The following is a 20413-nucleotide window of genomic DNA, read 5'->3' as shown; positions in this document are numbered from 1 at the left end:
TAGACTATCGGATCGGTTGTAGCGGTTAGATATTCATTATAATTCGATAGCACCCGGGTCGTTCAGGCAGGGTGCGGGGAAAAATATGTTGTACGACGCATATGAGTGGCAGCGTTCGGTGCTGGCCGGTGCCAGCGCCATGGCCAATTTCGGGGCCGGACTGCTGCAGAATCCCAGCAATCCGTTCGCCTATTTCGGCGGTGGTCCCGTTCTGGGATCGGCGCTGGCGGTATTCGCCCACGCCGCCGCACCGCGCGGCAAGCCTGCATTCGGGTTGACCAGCACCGTGATCGACGGCGAAACCGTCGCAGTGCGTGAGGAGATCGTGCTGCGCCGTCCGTTCGGGCAGCTCAAGCGCTTCGTCCGCGACGGGGTGGAGGGCAGTCCCAAGCTGTTGATCGTCGCACCGATGAGCGGCCATTACGCCACGCTGCTGCGCGGCACCGTCGAGCGCATGCTGCCGTTCGCCGACGTCTACATCACCGACTGGCGCGATGCGAAGCTGGTGCCGTTGTCCGAAGGTCGTTTCGATCTGGACGACTATATCGACTATGTGGTCGCGTTCCTCGAACAGATCGGGGAGACGGGCGATGCGCGCGCGCATGTGCTGGCGGTCTGCCAACCATCGGTGCCGGCCTATGCCGCAACCGCGCTGATGGGCGCGGACCAGCATCCCAACCGTCCGCGCACGCTGACCATGATGGGCGGCCCGATCGATACGCGCGAAGCGCCGACGGCGGTCAACATTCTCGCCACCGAGCGTCCGCATGCATGGTTCGAACAGAATGTCATCGCGACCGTGCCGATGAGCTATCCGGGGGCGGGACGCCGCGTCTATCCGGGGTTCCTGCAACTCGCCGGGTTCATGAGCATGAACCTCGGCAGCCACATGATCTCGCACTACGAGATGTTCAAGCATCTTGTGCAGGGCGACGGCGAGGGTGCCGGGACCACGCAGCGTTTCTACGAGGAATATCGCGCGGTGTGCGACATGACCTCCGAATTCTATCTTCAGACGATCGACGTGGTGTTCCAGACGCATGCGCTGCCCGAAGGCACGCTGCTGCATCGTGGCCGTCCGGTCGTGGCGCATGCGATCACCGATACCGCGATCCTCGCGATCGAGGGCGAGCGCGACGATATTTCCGGGTTGGGGCAGACGCGCTCGGCGCTGACGCTGGCGACGGGACTGTCGGAAGACCGGAAGCGGTATCACATGGCACCCGAAGTCGGCCATTACGGCATCTTCAACGGTTCCAAATGGCGCACCCGCATCGCACCGGTGCTGGAGGAATGGATCAGCCAGCATAACGGCTGATGGCGTGTGGTAATTCGCCCCGGACCTGACTGTTCAGATCAAGGCGATGCAGCGATACCGGGCGGCGATCATGCCGCCCGGTCACACTGGTTCAGATGTCGACCTTCGCGTGGCTGCCTGATTCGCGCGCGTAAATCGTCTGGCCGGTCAGCATCTTCAGCTTGCCCGTCAGCGAATGATCGGTTTCCCAGATCTCGGCATCATCTAGGTCGAACCGCAGCATCAGCAGCGACGGATCGTTGCGGCCTTCGTCGTACCACGCCTCGACCTGGTTCGACCAATAGCGATCGATCACCGCCGGATCGCTCTCACGCGTCAGCGTGCCGCGGATCGACGCGTACAGGTCATGGCCCTTCGATATGAACTGGACGGTGGCGGGGCCGCCGGCAGCGGCGCGATTGTCGACCTTGGTATAGAACCAGAACTCGCTGTTCGCATCCTTGTCGAGCACCGCGTACATTGGTTCGAAATGACGATCGTCGGTGGTCGTGCCGAGCATCACATAGGGGCTGGCCGCCATGGCCTTCCACATTTCTTCGCGGATTTCGGCCGGGGTCTTGTCGGGCATCGTCGATCCTTCTTCATGGTATCGCGCCTGATAACGACCCACGGGGCGGAGGTTTCCGCCCATCGGCCGCCAACCCCATTGCGAAACACGAAAGACCGCCCTAGTGCGTCCCTCCTGCCGCGGTTCGCCGCGGATGCTGGGGCGTCGCCAAGCGGTAAGGCAGCGGCTTTTGGTGCCGCCATGCGCAGGTTCGAATCCTGCCGCCCCAGCCAGTAGTTCCTGAAATCTCTACTCGCAACGATGCGGCGTTCGTCGACAGACGATGTCGGGCGGCGTTGTAGCGCGGTTCGGCTGCGTTTTGGACCGGTGTCGCTGGCGGCATGCGGCGGACCGGGATCGTCGGGGCATGCGACGGATAAGCGCGTCTGATCCGAATCGTTTTGCGAGACAGCGGGGCGTGAACCTGGCGGTATCCGACTGGTCGGGTCTTCGTCATCTATTGGTCGGTGAAACGCACGCGCCTGTACCAAGCGACCCGATCCGCCATCTGCTATTGCAAGCCAGTCGCATTATCGCTACCCGGCCCAACAGTACGGCAGGTCCGGGGGAATGAAATGAAGACGTTGTGGCTTTCGGGATGTGCGTTGCTGGTGCTGGCGACCCCCGCGATCGGGCAGACCACCGCGCCAACGCCCGCCCCGGCGCCCGCCGAAGCGCCCGCCACGACCGAAGTCGGGACGGAAACACCCGCGAGCGACGAGATCATCGTTCGTGGGCAGTACACGTTGCCTGACCGCATCGACACCGCGACCGGGCTGGGGCTGACGGTGCGCGAGACGCCGCAGTCGGTCAGCATCGTCACCGCACAGCGTATCCTCGACCAGAATCTCATCAGCGTCCGCGACGTGATCGAGAACGGCGTCGGGGTGGCGGTCAACGAAAGCGACGATGTCCGCAACTCGTTCTTCGCGCGCGGCTTCGAGATACAGAACACGCAGATTGACGGCGTGCCGACGGCGTGGGCGTTGGGCGGCGACCGGGGCGAAACGATCGCCGATGTATCGATCTATGAACGGGTCGAGATCGTGCGTGGGGCGACCGGGCTGTTGAGCGGCGCCGGTGACCCGTCGGCATCGATCAACCTCGTGCGCAAACATGCCGATCGTACCGAATGGGGCGGCTATCTGAACGCGGCCTATGGCAGCTGGGATACGTGGCGCGTGTCGGGCGATGTGGGCGGGGCGGTGGTCCCCAACGGCACGCTGCGCGTCCGTGCGGTCGGGCGTTACGAGGAGGGCAATGCCTTCACCGATTTCTACAGCAACCGCAAACTCGTCCTGTACGGCACGCTGGAAGGCGACATCACCGACGATACGCTGTTGCGCGTCGGGTTCAGCCATCAGCGCAACGTACCGAAAGGAGCGTTCTGGGGCAGCCTGCCGACCTTCTACAGCGATGGGTCCATCGCCGAATGGGATCGGTCGAAGAGCACCGCCCAGCCTTGGACGACGTGGACGACGCAGAACCAGAACTTCTTTACCACGCTGCGCCACGATTTTGGGGGCGGCTGGAGCCTGACCGGCAACTACAACCGTCTGCGCAACACCCAATACACGCGTATCCTGTACCTGTTCGGCAATGTCGATCGCGCGACCGGACTGGGGCTTGGCAGCAATCCCTATTCTGCCGACGGCGAAAGCATCCAGGACAGTTACGACGCACAGTTGAAGGGCAAGCTGACGCTCTTCGGCCGCGATCACGAACTGGTGGTCGGCTATCTCAACAGCGTCATCAACCGCCACACCGATACCTATGCGGCGTTGAACGAGATTCCGCCGCTGGGATTCTTCCAGTTTCCGACGGCAGGCGACTTTTTGAACTGGAACGAAAATTCCTATCCCGATCCCGGCTTCTCCGACACGCCGACCGTGGGCGTCGAACAGGAACGCATTCGCCAGATCGGCTATTATGGTGCACTGCGCGTCAACGTCGCCGACTGGCTGAAAGTCATCGGCGGGGGTCGCATCGCGAACTGGCGGCAGACGGGTGTCGCCTACGGCACGGCGCGCGATTATGGCGATAGCGGCGTGTTCATCCCCTATGTCGGGGCCTTGGCCGATCTAACGCCCAACCACCGGCTCTATGCCAGCTATACGACGATCTTTCAGCCTCAGAGCGTGCAGGACCGTAACTTCGACCAACTCGATCCGGTGCAGGGCAAGGCATATGAGGTCGGACTGAAAAGCGCGTTCTTTGGAGAGGCGTTGCAGACATCCGTCGCGCTGTTTCGGATCGAACAGGACAATCTGGGCCAGATCGACGGCGCGCCGATCACGCGGCCGGGTACTGGGCTTCCGTTCCAGCCCTATCGCGCGGCGGACGGCGTCGTCAGCGAAGGGTTCGAGATCGAGGCGACCGGAAGCCCGCTGCCCAACTGGAACGTGAACGTCGGCTACAGCCAGTTCCGGGCGCGCGATGCGGGTGGTAACGATGCCAATACCGATCAGCCGCGTCGTCTTTTGAAGGCATTCACGACCTATACGCTGCCGACCGTCCTGAACGGCCTGACACTGGGCGGCGGCGCGAATTATCGCAGTTCCGCCTATTCCGACGGCACCATCCCCGGCACGACGCCTGCGGTCCCGTTCCGGTTCGAACAGGGCGGCTTCCTGCTGGTGAACCTGATGACGCGGCTGGCGGTGAACGACCGGGTCAGCGTGCAGGCGAACGTCGATAACCTTCTGGACAAGACCTATTTCAGTCAGGTCGGATCGTTCAGCCAGTATCGCTATGGCCGTCCGCGGAGTTTTACCGTCAGCGCGAATTACCGGTTTTGATGCGGGGCGCGTAACCCGATCGCTGTCGGTCGATGGCGGCACGTGCGCCGTTGGGCGTTTGGCGGGAGGCGGGTCGCATTCGAATTGCCGCCCGGATCAGGAGCAGAGGCACCCGTAACGATCGGAACGCCTTGTCAGGGTGGCGATGTTTCGCGCGACCCGACATCGCGCGCACCATGGCATCGACCGTGCCGCCCCGTCGTCGTACGCGCGGAACAGGTCGAGAGCGATGCGAAAGTCCTGCAGCGTGCCATTCTCGGACCGTACCCGGGCGGAGGCCGGGGTCCCGTCGGAAAAGTTTGTCGGTGTGTTTCCAGCGTCCGCCAACTGGGCCCCGGCCTTCGACGTTCGCCCGGGTGACTTTCGCAGAAGCCTCAAACAGGTCCGGGGCGACGACCGGAGGCCAATTTACTGCGGATGATCGATCCTGCCGACGGATGCGGTATCGGTTCCGCCGCGCTGCCGCTATGTCCAAAGCGATCGACCACCGCCACGCCGGGGGCGGGGGTGGCGGGCGCAAACGGCGCGTTCGCGCAGGCAGAAAGGTTCGCATTTGTCCGTCTTGCCCGATCCGGCCCCGCGCGACCCGATCGGACGGATGATGCGCATCGGCTGGCTCGCGCTGGGCGTGCTGTGCGTCGCGCTGGGCATCGTCGGTGCACTGCTGCCGCTGATGCCTACGACGATCTTCCTGATCGGGGCCGCCGCATGCTTCGCGCGGTCGTCGCCGCGTCTGGAGGCGTGGCTGCTCGACCACCCCCGTTTCGGCCCGACGCTGCGCGCGTGGCGCAACGATGGCGCGATTGGACCCGGCGCGAAGCGGATGGCGTGCGGCGGCATCGCGGCCGGTTACGGACTTTTCCTGTTCATGGCGCGACCGCCGATCGGCATTGCGCTGATCGTCGCGCTGCCGATGGCGTTAAGCGCGCTGTACATCGTCCGCCGGCCGACGATCCCGCGATAGGGCGCCCGTCGTTCCGGCCCGGCGTTCCGCGCGGAGCTGCGGGCTTGCATGCCCGCGCCGCCGCCGCCAATCAGCCGGGATGCGCATCGCCCTCTTCGAACCCGAAATTGCCGGAAATGTCGGCGCCGTCCTCCGCCTCGGCGCATGTCTGGGCGCGGCGGTCGACCTGATCGAACCGATGGGGTTCGAATGGGACGACCGGCGGGTGCGCCGCACGGCGATGGACTATATCGATCACGTGACGGTCACGCGCCACGCCGGGTTCGATGCGTTCCGGGCGACGATCGGCGCGTCACGCCTGCTGCTGTTCACTACGAAAGGCAGCCACTCGGCCTATGAATTCGCCTTCCGCGACGACGACATTCTGTTGTTCGGAAAGGAAAGCGCGGGTGTGCCGCCTGTCGTCGCGGACGGATGCGACGCACGGCTGCGTATCCCGATCCGGGCGCAGGTCCGGTCGATGAACCTCGCGACCTCGGCCGCCCTCGCGCTGGGCGAGGCGCTGCGCCAGACCGCGAGCCTGCCCGACTGAACCGGCGCTACGGAAGCAGCAGCGACGCGTCGCCGTAGGAATAGAAGCGATAGCCATGCCCGATGGCATGCGCATAGGCCGCCTGCATCCGCTCGCGCCCCATCAGGGCTGATACCAGCATGAACAGCGTCGATCGCGGCAGATGGAAGTTGGTCAGCAGCCCGTCGATCCCCTTGAAGCGATAGCCCGGCGTGATGAAGATCGCGGTGTCGCCTTCGAACGGGCGAACCCGGCCGTTATCGTCGCATGCGCTTTCGATGAGGCGCAGGCTGGTGGTGCCGACCGCGATCACGCGGTTGCCCGCCGCACGGACGGCGTTCAGTCGATCGGCGGTGGCAGCGTCGATCCGGCCCCATTCGGCGTGCATCCGGTGGTCGTCGGTATCGTCAGCCTTGACCGGCAGGAAGGTGCCGGCACCGACATGGAGCGTCAGCGTGGCGTGGCCGATTCCCGCTGCGTCGAGCGAAGCGATCAGTTCGGGGGTGAAGTGCAGCGCGGCGGTGGGGGCGGCGACGGCGCCGGCCTCCCGCGCGAACAGCGTCTGGTAATCCTGCGCGTCGCGGGCGTCGGCACCGCCGCGCTTCGCGGCGATGTAGGGCGGCAGCGGCATGCGCCCGGCGCGTTCGAGCAGCATCTCGACCGGTTCATCGCCGGCGAAGTCGAGTGCGAAGCTGCCGTCCTCGCCGCGATCGTCGGCGATGGCGGTGACGCCCGACCCGAAATCGATCGTGTCGCCGCCACGCAGTCGCCGTCCGTTGCGGACGAACGCGCGCCAGCGGCGCGGGCCTTCGCGCTTGTGTAGTGTCGCGCCGATGGCGGCATCGCCGCGTCGCCCCTCCAGCTGCGCCGGGATCACGCGCGTGTCGTTGAACACCAGCAGGTCGCCGGGGCGCAGACATGCGGGAAGATCAGCGATCCCGCGATCGTGCGTCGCACTACCGTCGAGCAGCAGCATCCGCGCGGCATCGCGCGGGACCGCCGGGCGTAGAGCGATACGCTCCGGCGGCAGGTCGAAATCGAACAGGTCGACGTTCACTGCGCGGACGGCGCTCCGGTCGGAGCCGTGGCGGTCGAAGGAGTAGCGGCGGGGGGCGTGGCGGTCGGCGCGCCGGCCGGGCGCGGGGCGGGGGTGCGCGGACGGGTCGGCGGCAGCGGCGCGACCGCTTCGGCGGGCGGCGCGACGACCGCTGCCTGATAGGGCGGCGGATTGTCGCTGGCGATATAGGCGTGGACGACGCGCGACGGGTTGGCCGGCGGCTCGCCGCGCTCGATCGTGTCGACATATTGCATGCCGTCGATCACTCGGCCGAACACCGTGTATTTCTTGTCTAGCGCCAGCCGCGGCGCGAGCATGATGTAGAACTGGCTGTTCGCGCTGTTCTCGTCCGCCGCGCGCGCCGCCGCCACCGCGCCGCGCACGTGGGGCAGGTAGTTGAATTCCTTGTCCACATTGGGCAGCTTCGATCCGCCGGTGCCGTCGCCGTCCGGATCGCCGCCCTGCGCCATGAAGCCTTCGATGACCCGATGGAAGACGAGGCCGTCATAGAATTTCTGGCGGGTCAGCGTCTTGATCCGCTGCACCATTTTCGGCGCGACGTCGGGACGCAGCCAGATGGTGACCCGCCCGCCGGTGGACAGGTCGAGCACCCACAGGTTGCGCAGGTCGGTGGTCGCGGGCGGCGGCGCGCGGCCGGGCACGTCGATGATCTGGGCGGCGGCCGGCAACGCGAACAGCGAAGTGACGAGCGCAAGGAGGATGGCGAACGGACGCATGGTTTCCCCGGATGGACGCGGATGGTCCGCTTGAACGAACCGACTGGCTGGCGCGCATAGACCATGTCGCCGCTTGCGCCAATCTGAACATCGCATGCCCCGCGATCCGGGCATCCGGCAAACGCGATCCGGGCATCGGGCAAAAGGGAGTTGGCAAAACGCCTTGTGGCCGTCTATCACCCGGCGGGACTGGTCGGAAAACCGATCGGTCCGGCGTTGCCCCGACGAGGGCGACCGGGAGGGGCAGGGCGCGGACATGCGCCCGACACAAGGGTTGTTGAATGGCGACTGGCGAAGATCAGCACGTAACCGGGGGCGGGACAGCGACACTGTCCGATGGCCCGGACAATCCCCGTCGGCGCGATTACCTGTCGATCGGTGCGGTCGCCTTTGCCGGCGTCGGCGCGGGCGTGATCGCGCTGCCGCTGATCGGTCAGATGTCGCCCGCCGCCGATACGCTCGCGCTGTCGACCACCGAACTCGATCTGGCCGCGATCGAACCGGGACAGGCAATCAAGGCGACGTTCCGCAAACAGCCGCTGTTCGTCCGCAACCTGACGCCGGCCGAAATCGCCGCCGCGAATGCCGTGGCGGTCAGCGACCTGCGCGATCCGCAGACGCTGGCGGAGCGGACCAAGGAGGGCAAGGCGAACTGGCTCATCACGCTGGGCGTGTGCACCCATCTGGGCTGCGTTCCGCTGGGCGCGGGCGAGGGCGAGAACAAGGGTCCGTTCGGCGGCTATTTCTGCCCGTGCCATGGATCGGCCTACGACACCGCCGGACGCATCCGGTCCGGTCCGGCACCGACCAACCTGCACGTACCGGAATATGCGTTCACGTCCGACACCACCGTGACGATCGGCTGAGGAGAGAGTCATGAGCTTCCCCTGGGCCAAGCATTATGCGCCGAAAAACCCGCTGACACAGTGGATCGACGCGCGGTTGCCCCTGCCGCGTCTGGTCTACAACGCGGTGGGTGCCGGATATCCGGTGCCGCGAAACCTCAACTATTTCTGGAACTTCGGCGTGCTCGCTGGCGCGGCGCTGGCGGTGCAGATCATCACCGGCATCGTGCTGGCGATGCATTATGCGGCCAATGCCGGCGTGGCATTCGACTCGGTCGAACGCATCATGCGCGACGTTCCGTCGGGTTGGTTTTTGCGGTATGCGCATGCCAATGGTGCGTCGATGTTCTTCATCGTGGTGTATACGCACATCGCGCGCGGCATTTATTACGGTTCGTACAAGGCCCCGCGCGAGATGGTGTGGCTGCTGGGCGTCGTCATCTTCCTGCTGATGATGGCGACCGCGTTCATGGGCTACGTCCTGCCATGGGGGCAGATGAGCTTCTGGGGCGCGCAGGTCATCACCGGCTTCTTCTCGGCATTGCCGGGCGTGGGCGAGACGATCCGCATCTGGCTGCTGGGCGGATATGCCCCCGACAATTCGGCGCTCAACCGGTTCTTCTCGCTCCACTATCTGCTGCCGTTCGTGACCGCGGGGGTCATCATCCTCCACATCTGGGCGCTGCATATCCCGGGATCGAACAACCCGACCGGCGTCGAGGTGAAGGGCGAACAGGATACCGTCCCGTTCCACCCATATTACACCGCGAAGGACGGGTTCGGGCTCGGCATCTTCCTGCTGGTGTTCGCGTCGCTGATCTTCTTCGCGCCGAACCTGCTGGGCCATCCCGACAACTACATCCCGGCCAACCCGCTCTCCACGCCCGCGCATATCGTGCCCGAATGGTATTTCCTGCCGTTCTACGCGATCCTCAAGGCGTTCACGGTCGATTTCATCTTCCCGGCGAAGCTGTGGGGGGTGCTGGCGATGTTCGGATCGATCCTGCTGCTGTTCTTCCTGCCGTGGCTCGACAAGTCGCCGGTCAAGTCGGCAAACTACCGCCCGACCTATCGCTGGTTCCTGATCGTGCTGCTGATCGACGTGCTGGTGCTCGGCTATCTGGGCGGGGCGGAAGCGACGCCGCTGACGGTGCTGCTCAGCCAGATCGCGGCGGGATATTATTTCGCCCACTTCCTGGTGGTCCTGCCGATCGTGTCGGCGATGGAGCGTCCGCGCCCGCTGCCCAATTCGATCACCGAAGCGGTGCTGAAGGGCGAGGGCGGCACGTCGCCCGCGCAGACCGCCGCACACGGCGCACCGGCCGCGGCCGAGTAAGGGAATAACGATGCTCTCTCTCGCGTCCCGCTTTCTCGCCCGCAACCTGAACCTCGTCATCGGCGCGGGTTTCCTGTTCGCGCTGCTGCTCGGCATCTTTTCGACCGTCAACGGCATGCTGACCGAAGCGCATGTCGAATCCGCCGAACATGAATTCCATCTGGCACCGCGCGATGCGGAGCTGCAATCGGCGGGGGTGTTCGGCACCTTCGACAAGCAGCAGCTTCAGCGCGGCTTCCAGGTGTACAAGGAAGTATGCTCGGCATGCCATTCGCTGCGGCTGCTGTCGTTCCGCGATCTGGGCCAGCTCGGCTATGACGAAGGTCAGGTAAAGACGATCGCCACCGACTGGGCGATCGAACAGCCGAGCGTGAACCCGGAGACGGGCGAGGCGGCGACGCGCAAGAACCTGCCGTCCGACCGGTTCCCGCTGGTGTTCGCCAACGACGTCGCGGCGCGCGCGGCGAACAACAACGCCGTTCCGCCCGACCTGTCGCTGATGACCAAGGCGCGCGACGACGGGTCCGACTATGTCTATTCGCTGCTGACCGGATACAGTGCGCAGCCCGCAGACCTGCTGCGCAAGTTCCCGCAGGCGAAGACCCCGCCGGGGCTGCACTTCAACCGCTATTTCGCGACGCTCAACCTCGCGATGGCACCGCCGCTGACCGGCACCGATCAGGTCCAGTATCAGGACGGCACCCGTGCGACGGTCGACCAGATGGCGAAGGACGTGGCGGCGTTCCTGACATGGACCGCCGAGCCGAATCTGGAGACCCGGCATGCGGCGGGTGCTGCGGCGGTGTTGTTCCTGCTGATCTTCACCGGTCTGGCGTGGGGCGCATACCGCAACATCTGGCGCGGCATGAAGCATTGAGCGGCGCGGACGCCGCCGCCGACGCGATCGCGCGGCGCATCCGCACCATTCCCGATTTCCCCCGCCCCGGTATCCAGTTCCGCGATATCACCACGCTGATCCTCGATCCCGAGGGGTTGCGGTTGTCGGTCGAAGGCATGGTCGCGGCGGTCGATGGCCCGATCGATCTGGTCGCCGGGATCGAGGCGCGCGGTTTCGTGTTCGCGCCCGCCGTCGCGCTGGCACTGGGCGCGGGGGTGATCCTGATCCGCAAGGATGGCAAACTGCCCGGCGCGACGATCGCCGAGGATTATGCGCTGGAATATGGCGCCGACCGGATCGCGATCCATGCCGATGCCTGCACGCCCGGCGCACGCGTCCTGTTGGTCGACGATCTGATCGCGACCGGCGGCACGGCGCGCGCGGCGGTGCGGTTGTTGCGCAAGGCCGGGGCGGTGGTCCGTCAGGCGAGCTTCGCGATCGACCTGCCCGATCTGGGCGGCGCGGACGCGTTGCGGGCCGACGACATCGCCGTGTCGGCGCTGGTCGCGTTCCCGGGACACTGATCGCCGTCCCCCAACGGTACGAAGTTGCTGAAACAGCAACCGGAACCGGCGACGACGGCGGCTCGTTTTGTTCCATCATCACATTGTCGCGGACGAATTGCGCCCGCGTTCGGGAGCAGGACGAAATGTTGCACCGGGTTCGCATGATCGCGCTCGCGCTTGCCGCCGGGGTCGGCCTGTCGGGCTGTACCTATGGCGATTACGGCTATGGCGGAATGTCGGTCGGATATGGCGGCGGCTATGGCGGTGGCGGCTATGGCGGCGGTTATTATGACGACTTCGGCGGCGGGTACGGCAATGCGTTCGGATCGCCCTATTGGGGCTGGTTCGGAGACTATTATTATCCCGGTTCGGGCTATTATGTGTACGACCGCTATCGCCGTCCGTTCCGCTGGAACGATCGCCAGCGCGGCTACTGGACGCAGCGGCGGCAACAATGGCGCGGCGACCGGGGTGGCGATCGTCCGCGCTGGGACGGATGGAACCAGCCGCGCCCGGGCGTCGACGGACGACCGGGACGCCCCGGTTTCGATGGGCGTCCGGGCTTTCAGAACGTACCGCGCGGCAGCAGCCAGTCCCCCTTCCGCGGACGGCGTGGTGCGCGCGGGACGGACGGCGTGACGCCCGGCGTGGGGACGACGCAACCCGATCTGCGTCGGCGCGATGGCGTGCCGGGCGCGACCCGACCGGATTTCCGCCGCCCCGACGGTGTGCCCGGGGCAGGACGGCCAAATTTTCGCCGTCCCGAAGGTGCGGCGCCGGGTGCGGAACGCGGCGGGTTCCGCCGTCCCGACGGCACGGGTGCCGGTCGTGGCGGGTTTCGCCGGCCCGATGGCGGCACTGGGGGCGGCACGGGCGGCGGACGTTCGCGCGGCCGCCGCGGCGGGTAGGGCGCTTACCGCGCCCGGGTGCTATCCGGCGTCGGTTCCGGTGGATGGAGTCGTTGCCGCACGCGGGCGCGTAGCGATCAGCAGGATCGCGACGAAGGTGAGCACGGCGACGCCGTCCTGATTGCGCACCGTCATCCGGCTGCGCGCCGTCCCCATTTCGGGCCGGCTGCGCGAGGCGCGGGTTTCGACGATTTCCGTCTCGCAGGTCAGCGTATCGCCGGGATAGACGGGTGTCCGCCAGCGAAGCTCGTCGATTCCGGCGGCACCGAGGCTGGCGACCTCGTCGGCCTCCATCCGTGCCGCCAGCATCGCCATCATCATCGCGCAGCTATGCCAGCCGCTTGCCGCCAGCCGACCGAAATGAGTCTGTGCTGCGGCTTCTTCGGACAGATGGAACGGCTGCGGATCATATCGCCGGGCGAAGTCGAGCACTTCGTCCCGGTCGACTTGGTACGATCCGAACCGGGCGGTTTCCCCGACCGTAAAATCCTCGAAATAGCGCATGGTCGGGATGGTCCGCCGGAAACGTCCGGCGCGCAACCGCTATTTCAGTGCGGGCGCGAACGGTTCGGCGGTGGCGTCGAGCGAAGGGTCGGCGGGCAGGCCGAGCAACCGCCGCAGCAACGGATGCACGGCGGTGTTGCGGAACGGGGGCAGGGTGACGCCCGACCGGAACGCCGGACCGCTGGCGACGAACAGTGCCTGCATCTCTGGCGCGGCATCGTCATACCCGTGCGCCCCGCCGGTATCGGCGCGCGTCGGCGCGGTGGCGAGGATCGACCAGCCCGTTTCGGCAAGGCACAGCCATGGCGGCACGCGCGGATGCGTGCCGTAGCGCAGGCGGGCGGGGATCGCGGCCTTGGGCCAGCATTGCATGTGCGGATGCGGGCGCGATAGCGCGGCGGCGACGGCGGCTTCCTGTCCGGCGGCCGGCGCGATCGACGCATAGGGGCCGGCTTCGATGATGCGATATCGATCCGGCGGGGCGATCGCATCGAGCGCAACGACCCGTTCGGACGAACTGGCCGCCATGCCGTGATCGGCGACCACGACCAGATTGGCCTGTTGTCCCATCGCGGCCAATTCGCGGAGCAGCCGGCCGATCGCGGCGTCGACATGGGTCATTGCCGCGCGGGTGGCGGGGGCATCGGGGCCGTCTTCATGCCCGGCGGTGTCGACATCGTCGAAATACAGCGTCACGAACCGTGGACGCGTCGCTGCCGGACGTCGCATCCAGTCGACCACCGTATCGACGCGCTGTTCGGCGGTGATCGCCTGTGCGAACGCCTGCCAGTCCGATGCATGGCGACCCCCGGCATAGACGCCGTGATGCGGCCTGCCGCTGCCGCCCCATGCGACCTCGCTGCCCGGCCAGAACATCGTCGCGCTGCGGATGCCCGCTTCCTCCGCCGCGACCCAGATCGGCTTGGCCGTGTTCCACCAGAACGGATCGTCGGTCGCCATCGTGAAGCGTTCGCCGGGCCGCGCCACGTCTTCCATCGCGTTGCCGACGATGCCGTTGCGATCGGGCCGGACGCCGGTGGCGAGCGTCCAGAAATTGGGGAAGGTCTTGGTCGGAAAGGACGGCTGCATCGCCGCCTTCGCCCCGTCGGCCGCAAGGCGCGACAGGATGGGGGCGACGGCCGGGGTCAGGATGTCCGGCCGCGCGCCGTCGACGCCGATCAGGATCGTGACCGGTGCCCGGACTTCCGCCACGGCGGCGGGTGCGGGCGGCGGGGTCGTCGCGCAACCGGCAAGGGCGGCGAGGGCGAGAAGAAGGGCGGGGATACGCATTGGGATACTCGGGCAGGGGAATCGATGGTTCGCTAATGGACCGGCGTGACAGTTTCGTTGCGGCAAGTCCCGTGCACAAGGCAGTTTCACCGTACGGCTTGGTCGAACGACGGCCACGGTACGATCGCGACGACCGACCCCTCGCCCTTGCCGGTTGCCGCTGCTATCTCCCGGTGCATGCCCCATCTCTATCTCGTCGACGGCTCCGGCTATATCTTTCGCGCCTATCACCGGCTGCCGCCGCTGACCAACAAGCATGGTGAGCCGGTCGGCGCGGTCTATGGCTATACCACCATGTTGTGGAAGCTGGCCGACGCGTTGCACAAGGCCGACGGCCCGACGCACATGGCGGTGATTCTGGACAAGTCGTCCAAGACGTTCCGCAACGACCTGTACGATCAGTACAAGGCGCATCGTCCGCCGCCGCCGCCCGATCTTGTCCCGCAGTTTCCGATGATCCGCGACGCCACGCGGGCGTTCAGCCTGCCATGCATCGAGGAAGAGGGGCTGGAGGCCGACGACATCATCGCATGCTATACGCAGGCGGCGCTGGCGCAGGGGTGGTCGGTGACGATCGTCAGTTCCGACAAGGATCTGATGCAGTTGATGACCGACCCGTCGGTCGACATGCTCGACACGATGAACAACCGCACGCTCGGCCCCGATCACGTGGTCGAAAAGTTCGGCGTGGGGCCGGACCGGCTGGGCGACGTGCTGGCGCTGATGGGCGACAGCGTCGACAACGTGCCGGGCGTGCCGGGCGTCGGACCGAAGACGGCGGCGAAGCTGATCGTCGAGCATGGCGACCTCGAAGCCGTGCTGGCCGCCGCGCCCGACATGAAGAAGGGCAAGCTGCGCGATAATCTGATCGAACATGCCGATGCGGCACGGTTGTCGAAGGTACTGGTGACGCTGAAATGCGACGGCGGCCTGCCCGAACCGCTCGACGCGCTGGAGATGCAGGGCATCCCGGAAGCGCCGCTGCGCGCGTTCCTAGAGCATCACGGGTTCCGCACGCTGCTGACCAAGCTGTCGAGCGTGGCAGACGATCCCGCGCCCAGCCCGACCGCGCCGGTCGCGCAGGACGACGAACCGTCGTGCGATCACGATGCGTACGAAACGGTGGTCGACGAAGCCGCGCTGGACCGGTGGGTACAGGTCGCGACGCATCAGGGCTGGGTCGCGATCGATACCGAGACGACCGGGCTGGACGCGACGCGCGCCGAACTGGTGGGGGTCAGTATGGCGCTGCACCCCAATCTGGCGTGCTATATTCCGATCGCGCATGGCGGGACCGACATGTTCGCCGAAAAGCCGGTGCAGTTGCCGCGCGAGGTCGTGCTGGCGAAGCTGAAACCGCTGTTCGAAAACCCGGCGGTGCTCAAGATCGGGCATAATCTGAAATACGACATGATCGTGCTGGGGCGGGCGGCGGTCGATGTCGCCCCCTATGACGACACGATCGTGATGAGCTTCGATCTGGATGCCGGGCGGCACGGGCACGGCATGGACGAGCTGGCGGCGACGCATCTCCAGCACAGTTGCATCGCGTACAAGGACGTGGTCGGCACCGGCAAGAAGCAGGTCGGGTTCGCCGAGATCGATCTGAAGGCGGCGACGCGCTATGCCGCCGAGGATGCCGACGTGACGCTGCGGCTGTGGCGGCGGTTCCGGCCGCGCCTGCCGTACGAACAGGCGACCAAGGTGTACGAGATGGTCGACCGGCCGCTGGTGCGGGTGATCGCCGACATGGAAATCGCGGGGATCAAGGTCGATGCCGCCGTGCTGGCGCGGCTGTCGGAGGATTTTTCGGCGCGGATCGCGACGCTGGAAACCGAGATCCACGGGCTGGCGGGCACGCCGTTCACGATCGGCAGTCCCAAGCAGCTGGGCGACGTGCTGTTCGTGACGATGGGGATCAAGGGCGGGCGCAAGGGCAAGTCCGGCGTCTATTCGACCGACGTCAACGAACTGGAACGCATCGCGGCGGACAAGGATTCGCCGGGCAGCGTGATCGCGGCGCGCGTGCTGGACTGGCGGCAATTGTCGAAGCTGAAAAGCACCTATACCGATGCGTTGCAGGCGCAGATCAATCCGGCGACCGGGCGGGTGCATACCAGCTACAGCCTGACCGGCGCGCAGACCGGGCGGCTGTCGTCGACCGATCCGAACCTTCAGAACATCCCGATCCGCACCGAAGTCGGCCGCCAGATCCGCGACGCGTTCGTCGCCGAACCCGGCAACGTTATCCTTGCGGCCGATTATTCGCAGATCGAACTGCGGCTGGCGGCGCATATCGCCGACGTGCCGCAACTGCGCGATGCGTTCGCGCGCGGCGACGACATCCATTCGATGACCGCGCAGGAACTGTTCGGCGAGGTCAATCGCGACACGCGCGGCCGGGCCAAAACGATCAACTTCGCGATCCTGTACGGCATCAGCCGCTGGGGATTGGCCGGGCGGCTGGACGTCAGCGCGGACGAGGCGCAGGCGATGATCGACCGCTATTTCGACCGGTTTCCCGGCATCAACCGCTACATCGCGGAAACGACGCAGGCGGTGCGCACCACCGGGTTCACCACCACATTGTTCGGGCGCAAGACGCATTTCCCGCGCATCGCATCGAAGGTGCAGCACGAGCGGCAGGGAGCGGAACGCGCCGCGATCAACGCCCCGATTCAAGGCACCAGCGCCGACATCATCAAGCGCGCGATGGTGCGGATGGGACCGGCGCTGGCGCAGGCCGGGCTGGACGACGTGCGGATGCTGTTGCAGGTCCACGACGAACTGGTGTTCGAACTGCCCGAGGATCGCGTGGCGGCGGCGACCCCGGTGATCCGCGCGGTGATGGAGGGCGCGGCGGAACCGCTGGTGACGCTGTCGGTGCCGCTTGGCGTCGAGATCGGGACGGGGCCAAGCTGGGGCGCGGCGCATTGAGCGGGCGGCGTCATGCTTTCTGACATCCATTCCGTTTTATAGAAGTGTCGGCGCAATATAGTTTCACGAAGTCGCGTAGGCTGAGGAGATTGCGGATGCCGAACACGGTTGACGACACGTAGATGCTGCATCTTGTCATCAAGTCGGTTTGATGCCAATCGGTATCCACCAACTATCGTTGATGACAGGATTCGTGCCAGCATGATCGTCAACCAATATGACGTATCCCAAGCCGTGCGGTACCATATGGGGGCGTTCCCACCCGCGTCGCTCGATTACGCGGCACTGTTGGGTCCACTGGAGGAAGCGGCGGCATCATTGGCCCGCTATGACGCAAAAATGGCCAGCATGGTGAATAGCGAGCTGTTCCTGGCACCGCTTCGACGGCAGGATGCGGTCAGTTCTTCGCGAATGGAAGGTACTATTTCGACGATCGAGGAACTGTATCGCATCGAAGCGGAAGAGGACGCCGCTGCGCCAGACCCCTATCGCGAAGCGCGCAGCGACGATATCGAGACGTTCCTGTACTCGCGCGCGCTGCGCAATGCGCAACAGGCGTTGGCGGATGGCATGCCGTTGGGCGAGCACCTGATCCGCACTGCGCATCAGCAACTGCTGCCGATAGGGCGGGGGGCCGCCAAGCGGCCGGGCTCGTACAAGATCGAGCAGAATTATATCGGCGACGACCGGCGTGGGACGATCCATTACGTTCCGATCGCGCCCGAGCATCTTGGCCCGGCGATGGACGCGCTGGTCCGTTTCATACGCGACGGCGGCATGCGTCCGCTTATCCGCACCGCACTGGTGCATGTCGAGTTCGAGGCGCTGCACCCGTTTCAGGACGGAAACGGGCGGATCGGCCGGATGCTGATTACGCTGATGCTGTGGAAGCTCGGGATCATCGGCCAGCCCAATTTTTTCGTCTCCGGCTATTTCGAGGCGCACAAGGGCGAATATATCGAGCGGATGCGAGCGGTGTCGGCGGATGGCGACTGGTCCGGCTGGACGGTATTCTTCCTGCAAGCGATGCACGCGCAGGCCAGTGTCAACATCCAGACCGCCGACCGGATATTCGCGCTGCATGGCGAAATGCGCGAACGGTTCCGGGAAGCGTTGAACTCGCAATTCCATGATCAGGCACTGGATTTCGTGTTCGCCAGTCCGATCTTTCGCAACGACCGGTTCGTCGATCGGTCGGGCATTCCGGCGTCGTCGGCCCGATTGCTGTCCCGGCGGCTGGTCGAGGCCGGTTTTCTGCGCACGATCGAGCCGTCAGCCGGGCGTCGCGCCGCGCTGTATGCGTTCGATCCGCTGCTAGACCTGCTGAAGGTATGACGCTGCGTTGCCCTGTTGTCGCACCCCCGGTGGAAAAGCTGGTAAGGGGCTATGGTGTATTCGCACCGTCGCGTATGACGCCGCGATGATCGATCCCCCGCGCGCGACATGACCGACGCGCCTTCCCCCGACGACGATATCGCCGCGCTCGCCAAGGGCGGGCGGACGAACATTTTCGGCTTCGTGCTGCGGCTGGTCGCGCGGCTGCCGTTCCTGTTCATTGCCGGGCGCGTGTACGGGCCGGAGATCGTCGGCCGGTTCGCGCTGGCGGTGCTGGTGGTCGAACTGGCGGCGCTGGTTGCGACGCTGGGCCTGAAGCGCGGGCTGGCGCAGGCGCTGTCGTCGACCGACCGGCCGCACGCGCATGTCGTGTGGGATGCGCTGGCGGTCGCGTTCTTCCTGTCGGTCGCGGCCAGCGCGGTATTGTTCGTGTTTCCGCAGATCATGTACCCGAACAGCGAGGTCATCGGGTTCGAACGGCTGTTGCCGCTGGTCGTGTTCGCGATCGCATGGTCGGACGTCAGCCTTGCCGCGCTCGCCTATCGCCTGAACGTCAAGGCGGCGGTGACCGCGCGAGCGGTGGTGGAGCCATGGACCATTTCTATCGCGGCATGGGGCCTTAGCTATTATTCGACGCGCGACGGCCTGATCCTCAGCTATGTTCTGGCGATGGCGGCGGCGCTGGTCGCGTCGATCGTGCCGTTCGTGCGCAGCTATGGCCTGCCGTTCGGATGGTCGCCGCATCTGCGACCGATGCTGGCGCTGGTGAAGCGCAACATGCCGCTGGCGGGTGCCGACGCGATCGAATGGGGCACGCGCAACGTCGACCGGTTCATCCTCGGCCTGTTGTTCGGGCCGGCGGTGGTCGGCGTCTATTACATGGCGCAACAGGTCGCATCGCTGCCGCAAAAGCTGAAGACCAGCTTCGATCCGGTGCTGGGGCCGGTCATCACCCACAGCCTCGCGCAGGGCGACAAGGCGGCGGTGGCGCGGCAGGTGCGGCAGGTCGGGTTCTGGATCATTACTGCACAGGCGGCGCTGGCGCTGGCCGGATCGATCCCCGCCGAAGGGGTGATGGGCGTGGTCGGGCGTGAGTTCGTCAGCGGCGCGGGCGCGCTGTCGTTCCTGTTGATCGCGGAAGTCTTCGCCGCCAAGGGCGCGGTATCGGAAGCGGCGCTGGTCTATATCGCGCGGCATCGCAACCTGATGATATCGATGGGGTTGCTGACGTTTCAGGTACTGCTCAGCTTCGCGCTGGTCGCCGGCATGCGCGCGCTACGCTGGCCCGAAGCATGGGCGGCGGTGGGACCGGCGGCGGCCTTGGCGACCTCGGTCGGTATCGGATCGCTGGTCAAATCGGCGCTGCTGTCGCGATTGCTGGGCGTATCGGTGCGCGATTTCCGCCCCGCGTTCCTCTGGGCGGTCCTTGCGGCCGGTCTGGTCGGGGCGGCGGTCATGGAACTGCCGAAGCGGTTCGAATGGGCCGAGATGATGTTCGGCATCCCGCTGATCCTCGCCACCTATTTCGCGATCCTGTGGCGCTGGGCATTCCGGCCGGAAGACCGCGCGCTGTTCCACAAGAGCGCGGCGGCGGCGGAGCCAACGGTGCCGGTAGAGCGGTTCAAGGTTTAGCGGGCGCGGTGGCCGGGGGGCGTGGGGCCGATCCCGCACCTTGTTTGGGGCTGGCGGGTGTTTCCCGTTTTGCCGTCAACATTGGCAGTTTGGGGATTCCTCGATCGGGAACAGGTTTGGGGAAAGCGAAACCCGCAGGTGGTCGTTTGACTGATCGACGGGTTGATTCCTTGCGCCACGTTACCCTTCGAGAATGGCGTTTCGGCTGCTACCGCCCAGTAGCGGACAATTCGAGGGGCCCAAGGGTGATCAATGGCTGTTTACCGGTTAGGTGAGACCGTTAATGGTGA

General features: G+C 65.8%; 17 protein-coding genes and 1 tRNA gene. 13 read left to right on the top strand and 5 right to left on the bottom strand.

Going from position 1 to position 20413, the window contains the following annotated elements:
* Nucleotides 1-85: 85 nt before the first annotated feature.
* Nucleotides 86-1318 (top strand): polyhydroxyalkanoate depolymerase, encoded by a 1233-nt coding sequence (locus IFT55_RS06525; RefSeq protein ID WP_192090238.1) that lies wholly within the window; start codon nucleotides 86-88, stop codon nucleotides 1316-1318.
* A gap of 91 nt (nucleotides 1319-1409) precedes the next feature.
* Here IFT55_RS06525 and IFT55_RS06520 read toward each other — a convergent pair whose 3' ends face one another.
* Nucleotides 1410-1886, bottom strand: a complete 477-nt coding sequence (locus IFT55_RS06520) for a pyridoxamine 5'-phosphate oxidase family protein (protein WP_192090236.1) — start codon at nucleotides 1884-1886, stop codon at nucleotides 1410-1412.
* Between the two features lie 137 nt (nucleotides 1887-2023).
* Here IFT55_RS06520 and IFT55_RS06515 point away from each other — a divergent pair.
* From IFT55_RS06515 to IFT55_RS06500, 4 genes are all read left to right on the top strand, one after another.
* Nucleotides 2024-2098 (top strand) — tRNA-Gln (locus IFT55_RS06515).
* 342 nt (nucleotides 2099-2440) lie between these two features.
* The gene (locus IFT55_RS06510; protein WP_192090234.1) at nucleotides 2441-4663 is read left to right on the top strand and encodes a TonB-dependent siderophore receptor; all 2223 of its coding nucleotides are present in this window, start codon (nucleotides 2441-2443) and stop codon (nucleotides 4661-4663) included.
* A 598-nt stretch (nucleotides 4664-5261) separates the two neighbouring features.
* On the top strand, nucleotides 5262-5627 hold the full coding sequence (locus IFT55_RS06505) for a YbaN family protein (RefSeq protein WP_192090725.1): 366 nt from the start codon (nucleotides 5262-5264) through the stop codon (nucleotides 5625-5627).
* A gap of 79 nt (nucleotides 5628-5706) precedes the next feature.
* Nucleotides 5707-6159 (top strand): tRNA (cytidine(34)-2'-O)-methyltransferase, encoded by a 453-nt coding sequence (locus IFT55_RS06500; protein WP_192090232.1) that lies wholly within the window; start codon nucleotides 5707-5709, stop codon nucleotides 6157-6159.
* A 7-nt stretch (nucleotides 6160-6166) separates the two neighbouring features.
* Here the strand turns inward: IFT55_RS06500 and queA are convergent, their stop codons facing one another.
* Complete coding sequence (gene queA / locus IFT55_RS06495) at nucleotides 6167-7195, bottom strand: tRNA preQ1(34) S-adenosylmethionine ribosyltransferase-isomerase QueA (protein ID WP_192090230.1); 1029 nt, start codon at nucleotides 7193-7195, stop codon at nucleotides 6167-6169.
* Nucleotides 7192-7932, bottom strand: coding sequence for a peptidylprolyl isomerase (locus tag IFT55_RS06490; RefSeq protein WP_192090229.1), 741 nt, complete (start codon nucleotides 7930-7932; stop codon nucleotides 7192-7194). The genes queA and IFT55_RS06490 overlap by 4 nt, the downstream gene beginning before the upstream one ends.
* A 281-nt stretch (nucleotides 7933-8213) precedes the next feature.
* Here IFT55_RS06490 and petA point away from each other — a divergent pair, with 281 nt between their 5' ends.
* The 5 genes from petA to IFT55_RS06465 all read left to right on the top strand — a co-directional run bounded on the left by petA (nucleotide 8214) and on the right by IFT55_RS06465 (nucleotide 12425).
* On the top strand, nucleotides 8214-8798 hold the full coding sequence (gene petA, locus IFT55_RS06485) for a ubiquinol-cytochrome c reductase iron-sulfur subunit (protein ID WP_192090227.1): 585 nt from the start codon (nucleotides 8214-8216) through the stop codon (nucleotides 8796-8798).
* A gap of 10 nt (nucleotides 8799-8808) precedes the next feature.
* Nucleotides 8809-10113: a cytochrome b gene (locus IFT55_RS06480; protein WP_192090225.1), complete on the top strand. Its 1305-nt coding sequence runs from the start codon at nucleotides 8809-8811 to the stop codon at nucleotides 10111-10113.
* A 10-nt stretch (nucleotides 10114-10123) separates the two neighbouring features.
* The gene (locus IFT55_RS06475; protein ID WP_249403633.1) at nucleotides 10124-10990 is read left to right on the top strand and encodes a cytochrome c1; all 867 of its coding nucleotides are present in this window, start codon (nucleotides 10124-10126) and stop codon (nucleotides 10988-10990) included.
* The gene (locus tag IFT55_RS06470) at nucleotides 10987-11535 is read left to right on the top strand and encodes an adenine phosphoribosyltransferase (protein ID WP_249403632.1); all 549 of its coding nucleotides are present in this window, start codon (nucleotides 10987-10989) and stop codon (nucleotides 11533-11535) included. The genes IFT55_RS06475 and IFT55_RS06470 overlap by 4 nt, the downstream gene beginning before the upstream one ends.
* A 143-nt stretch (nucleotides 11536-11678) precedes the next feature.
* Nucleotides 11679-12425 carry a peptidase gene (locus IFT55_RS06465; protein WP_192090221.1) on the top strand — a complete coding sequence of 249 codons (747 nt, stop codon included), beginning with the start codon at nucleotides 11679-11681 and terminating at the stop codon, nucleotides 12423-12425.
* Between the two features lie 21 nt (nucleotides 12426-12446).
* Here IFT55_RS06465 and IFT55_RS06460 read toward each other — a convergent pair whose 3' ends face one another.
* Together IFT55_RS06460 and IFT55_RS06455 are read right to left on the bottom strand one after the other, a co-directional pair.
* Nucleotides 12447-12929 (bottom strand): MaoC family dehydratase, encoded by a 483-nt coding sequence (locus IFT55_RS06460; RefSeq protein ID WP_192090723.1) that lies wholly within the window; start codon nucleotides 12927-12929, stop codon nucleotides 12447-12449.
* A gap of 39 nt (nucleotides 12930-12968) precedes the next feature.
* Nucleotides 12969-14219 (bottom strand): alkaline phosphatase family protein, encoded by a 1251-nt coding sequence (locus IFT55_RS06455; RefSeq protein ID WP_192090219.1) that lies wholly within the window; start codon nucleotides 14217-14219, stop codon nucleotides 12969-12971.
* A 177-nt stretch (nucleotides 14220-14396) separates the two neighbouring features.
* Here IFT55_RS06455 and polA point away from each other — a divergent pair, with 177 nt between their 5' ends.
* From polA to IFT55_RS06440, 3 genes are all read left to right on the top strand, one after another.
* Nucleotides 14397-17156, top strand: a complete 2760-nt coding sequence (gene polA, locus IFT55_RS06450) for a DNA polymerase I (protein WP_192090217.1) — start codon at nucleotides 14397-14399, stop codon at nucleotides 17154-17156.
* Nucleotides 17157-17357: 201 nt separating this feature from the next.
* Entirely contained in the window at nucleotides 17358-18491 is a 1134-nt protein-coding gene (locus IFT55_RS06445) for a Fic family protein (RefSeq protein WP_192090215.1), read from the top strand.
* A 108-nt stretch (nucleotides 18492-18599) separates the two neighbouring features.
* Entirely contained in the window at nucleotides 18600-20123 is a 1524-nt protein-coding gene (locus IFT55_RS06440) for a lipopolysaccharide biosynthesis protein (RefSeq protein ID WP_192090213.1), read from the top strand.
* Nucleotides 20124-20413 lie beyond the last annotated feature (290 nt).

The sequence above is a fragment of the Sphingomonas sp. CFBP 13720 genome, assembly GCF_014842075.1.
Classification (GTDB): domain Bacteria; phylum Pseudomonadota; class Alphaproteobacteria; order Sphingomonadales; family Sphingomonadaceae; genus Sphingomonas.
Note: the sequence above shows the minus strand (reverse complement) of the source record. Positions and strands in the feature narration are given on the sequence as shown.

Bases quoted from the DNA above. Each gene is read 5' to 3' on its own strand.
- IFT55_RS06525 (WP_192090238.1), top strand. From the start codon at position 86: ATGTTGTACGACGCATATGAGTGGCAGCGTTCGGTGCTGGCCGGTGCC.
- IFT55_RS06520 (WP_192090236.1), bottom strand. From the start codon at position 1,886: ATGCCCGACAAGACCCCGGCCGAAATCCGCGAAGAAATGTGGAAGGCC.
- IFT55_RS06510 (WP_192090234.1), top strand. From the start codon at position 2,441: ATGAAGACGTTGTGGCTTTCGGGATGTGCGTTGCTGGTGCTGGCGACC.
- IFT55_RS06505 (WP_192090725.1), top strand. From the start codon at position 5,262: ATGATGCGCATCGGCTGGCTCGCGCTGGGCGTGCTGTGCGTCGCGCTG.
- IFT55_RS06500 (WP_192090232.1), top strand. From the start codon at position 5,707: ATGCGCATCGCCCTCTTCGAACCCGAAATTGCCGGAAATGTCGGCGCC.
- IFT55_RS06490 (WP_192090229.1), bottom strand. From the start codon at position 7,932: ATGCGTCCGTTCGCCATCCTCCTTGCGCTCGTCACTTCGCTGTTCGCG.
- petA (WP_192090227.1), top strand. From the start codon at position 8,214: ATGGCGACTGGCGAAGATCAGCACGTAACCGGGGGCGGGACAGCGACA.
- IFT55_RS06480 (WP_192090225.1), top strand. From the start codon at position 8,809: ATGAGCTTCCCCTGGGCCAAGCATTATGCGCCGAAAAACCCGCTGACA.
- IFT55_RS06475 (WP_249403633.1), top strand. From the start codon at position 10,124: ATGCTCTCTCTCGCGTCCCGCTTTCTCGCCCGCAACCTGAACCTCGTC.
- IFT55_RS06465 (WP_192090221.1), top strand. From the start codon at position 11,679: ATGATCGCGCTCGCGCTTGCCGCCGGGGTCGGCCTGTCGGGCTGTACC.
- IFT55_RS06460 (WP_192090723.1), bottom strand. From the start codon at position 12,929: ATGCGCTATTTCGAGGATTTTACGGTCGGGGAAACCGCCCGGTTCGGA.
- IFT55_RS06455 (WP_192090219.1), bottom strand. From the start codon at position 14,219: ATGCGTATCCCCGCCCTTCTTCTCGCCCTCGCCGCCCTTGCCGGTTGC.
- polA (WP_192090217.1), top strand. From the start codon at position 14,397: ATGCCCCATCTCTATCTCGTCGACGGCTCCGGCTATATCTTTCGCGCC.
- IFT55_RS06445 (WP_192090215.1), top strand. From the start codon at position 17,358: ATGATCGTCAACCAATATGACGTATCCCAAGCCGTGCGGTACCATATG.
- IFT55_RS06440 (WP_192090213.1), top strand. From the start codon at position 18,600: ATGACCGACGCGCCTTCCCCCGACGACGATATCGCCGCGCTCGCCAAG.